We start from the raw sequence: 3,379 nt of genomic DNA on the forward strand, positions 1-3,379 counted from the left end.
ATATCAATGCTTACAAGTACTTTGGAGGTGTTACTCGGATCCTAGTGCCGGATAATCTAAAGACCGGTGTAGAACGCCTATCTTCACTACAGGGGACTGTGGATAGTGCCACCTTGTGGACAACCCTACGCTTAGTCGCTTCAGGTTGACCACAAGGCTTGGACAAGCACTTTGGGGCCATTCTTAAAAGAGCTTGTCCACACTCTCCACAGCCTCGGCTACACCGCTGTTTTCTTATCCTGCGCGCATCTTATTGCTGGAATTGAACGATTAAAGAGTAGCATTCTCCTAGCCGAGTGGTTGATGGCTCTCTCCCCGGAAGGGTGGCTCTGTTTTTCCGGTGACGTGGCTCAGTCACGACCGGAATAGTGGCTCTACAAAACCGTAATATTCACTGAACTTTGGAAAGTATAGCTACATTGTGGAAGCAGACATCCGTGGCTTCTTTGATGCTATTGATCATGATTGGCTCATCCGAATGCTGGAATTGCGCATAAAAGATAAAGCATTTCTAAGACTGATCAAGAAATGGCTAAAAGCAGGCGTTTTGGACATCAATGGAATGGTTAAACACCCGGTAACCGGTTGTCCGCAAGGGTCACTATGCAAAGCTTAGCATAGCCCACACTATGCAAAGTAGGACACTATGCAAAGAAAGAAGTATTTTTCCCTTGAAAATACGGTATTCTACCCAACTTTACTTTGCATAGTATTCTGCTAATAACTGTTATAGCTCTGACAGCCATTCCATCAGGTCACTGTCTTCATTCCAGTCTGGCAGATTGGAATCTACAAGTTCCGGATAGGCATTTTCCAATGCCTTACGTTTGAGTTCTGAATCAGCCCTTGCGTAGATCTTATGACTTGCTTGTCATAAGATCTATGCGAATGCTGATACTGAAATGAAAAAAGAGGCTATCATGAAAGCTACTTCAAAATTGAACCCGTTGCTATCCGGCGAAACTGCATATCTTAAATGGGAAGATGATGAGGCGTTAATCAGGCAGTTATATGGGTTAAGCCAGTAAATATTATCCCCCCATTTTTGTAAAAGAAGGGCTTGATATGAGGGCTTGTGACAATTAGTCGGGATGCCGTATTTTGCGGGATAAGATCTGTGCGGGGTGCGCCGGGTAACCGGCGCGTCTACCGTGACGGTGAAATGACTGACTAATTTTGGGGGTAGTTAGAAATGTATTGGGATAAAAAATATGAGAGCAATGAACAGGTATGGGGAAATGAACCTAGTGAATTAGCAGTTATCGCTACGAATATAATACTTGAGCACTTTCCGAATCGAAAGAGTTTAGACATAATTGATATCGGTTGCGGATACGGTCGTGATTCAATTTTCTTGGGTAAACATATTGACCGTAATGTAATAGGTGTAGACATGTCACAGAAAGGTATAGAAATTGCTAACAGTTCTTTGACAGGTGAGCAAAATATTTCGTTTATATGCTGTGATTTTACAGATATTAGCATGACAAAATTTGACATAGTTTTTGCTTCAAATCTATATCAAGTTCTACGATTCGAGGAACGAGAAAAATTTAGGAATACGATATCCAATTTGATGAAACCACAGGGCTGGTTGTTTATGAATAGTTTATCAGTGAATGATCCGGAGGAATACGGAAAGGGGGAACGTTGTTTAGACGATCCTCACTCGTTCCAAAAAGAAAAGTTTCTTCACTTTTGTACTAAGGATGAGTTTACAAGAGATTTCTGTTTTCTGGATATCAGAGAACTGTATGAACACGAATATATTGAACCAAGAAGTCAGGGCAAAAACCATCATCATATTTCGTGGATTTTGATTGGGGCCGCCAGGCACATCACCTAACTTCTAGAGATTTATGATGTTCATATACAAAGAAAAAGCCAATGATGAGAATCAGTGGCTTAAAGAATAATATTTAGTTTTAAACGCATAGAACATCATGAATCTCATGTTGTACTGAACCGCTGCTGGACGGCATTAGGGGTATATGGGAATTCAAACTTTCTCACTCAAGGATAAAACTCAATAAGCTAGGATATAACAAACGAAATAATTACTTAGAGTGCTTTTGATATCTGTAGAAACCTCAAATGGGTAGACTTTCCCCCTCCCCAAATGGGTCGCTTTTAAAAATATTTAGTTCCCAGATGATCAAGGATCTGAACAAGAATGTTTCGGGAAAAACATAATAATATTTTGACTTCCACAAGAACGACCGGTTTTGGTGTATTTCTTAGCAGTAAGTCGAAAAGGACTCTTTCCAGCGAGCGTCATACATTTTGAAAGCTTAGAACTAATATTACGGCTGCATAGAATGCCATAATGTCTAATCTTTGTAAAGCGGGTAGGAAGAACATGCAGAAGAAACCTTCTTGAAGATTCCTCAGCCCCAAGAGTCATGACTTTAGATTTATTGCCGTCCTTATATTCCTTCCATGAAAAACTAACCGATTTTCCGTCAAACGATTTTATTCTAGAGTTGCTGATTGCGACTCTACTGCTGTAACTGATACCGGATTTGATGCGATAATAAAGATATTGTTTGAGTTCGTCGGGTGAGACGTTAAAGGCTGGCTTATTAAAATATTTTTCCAGGAGTCTTAAGCGGGAAAGGTAATGTCGCAGGGTTTGAGGAGATAAACCGCGAAGCTCCATTTCGAGCTTCATTTTCTGAAGATGGGGTGAAAGAGTACGAGAAGTTTGAGGCATGAATATCATCCTTTCCAAAGTAAATTAGGTGAGCAAAAGAATGATATCATGTCTCAATTATTATTTGGGCCTAAAGAAAGCCACCGCGCAGCGGTTTAGTACAACAGCCGTGTTCCCGGCTGATGCCCAAATTCCCACTTTGTGGGAACCTCGGGAACCCGCCACCACGATAGACCGGATGAGCGAGTGCGCGAGCGATGTCCGGCCTATCAGCGTGTTACCGAAATCTGAGAGAATATGTAGTATGCAGACATCGGTAAGCGCACTTCTTGGTGATACAGTGGAGCCATCTGAGGATAAAAATATCATCGCACAGAAGCTGGAACAACTCAATGCACTGTTAGCTGAGAAAAATAGGCGGAGTCGCCGTATCTGGAAAGTAGTTGTAATTATTTTGATTTCCATTGCTGCGATAACCGTACTACTGATTATATTGAACATCTCAACTTATCAAAGCAATGAAAGTTTTTATACTAACCCTGTTATTACAGAACAAAAAGAATAATAACTTATTCCCTGAGTCAACCTCCGTCTGTCGGTGATTATGAGTTGAATGAAAAGTGTATAGATTTTAATTTAATTTGTCCATGAGATTTTTAGCATAATCCATAGTCGAAGCTAGGGCATATCCTTATATATTTCATGCATTAGGCTCTTAAGTCCAAA

The 3,379-nt window shown here is 40.7% G+C and carries 3 protein-coding genes and 2 pseudogenes; 3 read left to right on the top strand and 2 right to left on the bottom strand.

Translation table 11 applies throughout. The features are described from left to right. The first annotated feature begins 394 nt into the window (after positions 1–394). Both AC6I5A_RS12215 and AC6I5A_RS12220 read left to right on the top strand, forming a co-directional pair. On the top strand, positions 395–616 hold the full coding sequence (locus AC6I5A_RS12215) for a reverse transcriptase domain-containing protein (protein WP_497900721.1): 222 nt from the start codon (positions 395–397) through the stop codon (positions 614–616). Positions 617–1,192: 576 nt separating this feature from the next. Then, on the top strand, positions 1,193–1,846 hold the full coding sequence (locus tag AC6I5A_RS12220) for a class I SAM-dependent methyltransferase (RefSeq protein WP_034616373.1): 654 nt from the start codon (positions 1,193–1,195) through the stop codon (positions 1,844–1,846). Between the two features lie 309 nt (positions 1,847–2,155). Here the strand turns inward: AC6I5A_RS12220 and AC6I5A_RS12225 are convergent. Beyond that, positions 2,156–2,509, bottom strand: a pseudogene (locus tag AC6I5A_RS12225) (transposase); the annotation flags it as partial. Beyond that, positions 2,510–2,722, bottom strand: a pseudogene (locus tag AC6I5A_RS12230) (site-specific integrase); the annotation flags it as partial. It abuts the pseudogene before it with no gap. Between the two features lie 31 nt (positions 2,723–2,753). Between AC6I5A_RS12230 and AC6I5A_RS12235 the strand changes: the two are divergent. Next, entirely contained in the window at positions 2,754–3,218 is a 465-nt protein-coding gene (locus tag AC6I5A_RS12235) for a hypothetical protein (protein ID WP_052168075.1), read from the top strand. Positions 3,219–3,379 lie beyond the last annotated feature (161 nt).

It is taken from the genome of Desulfosporosinus sp. Tol-M2, from assembly GCF_059735615.1.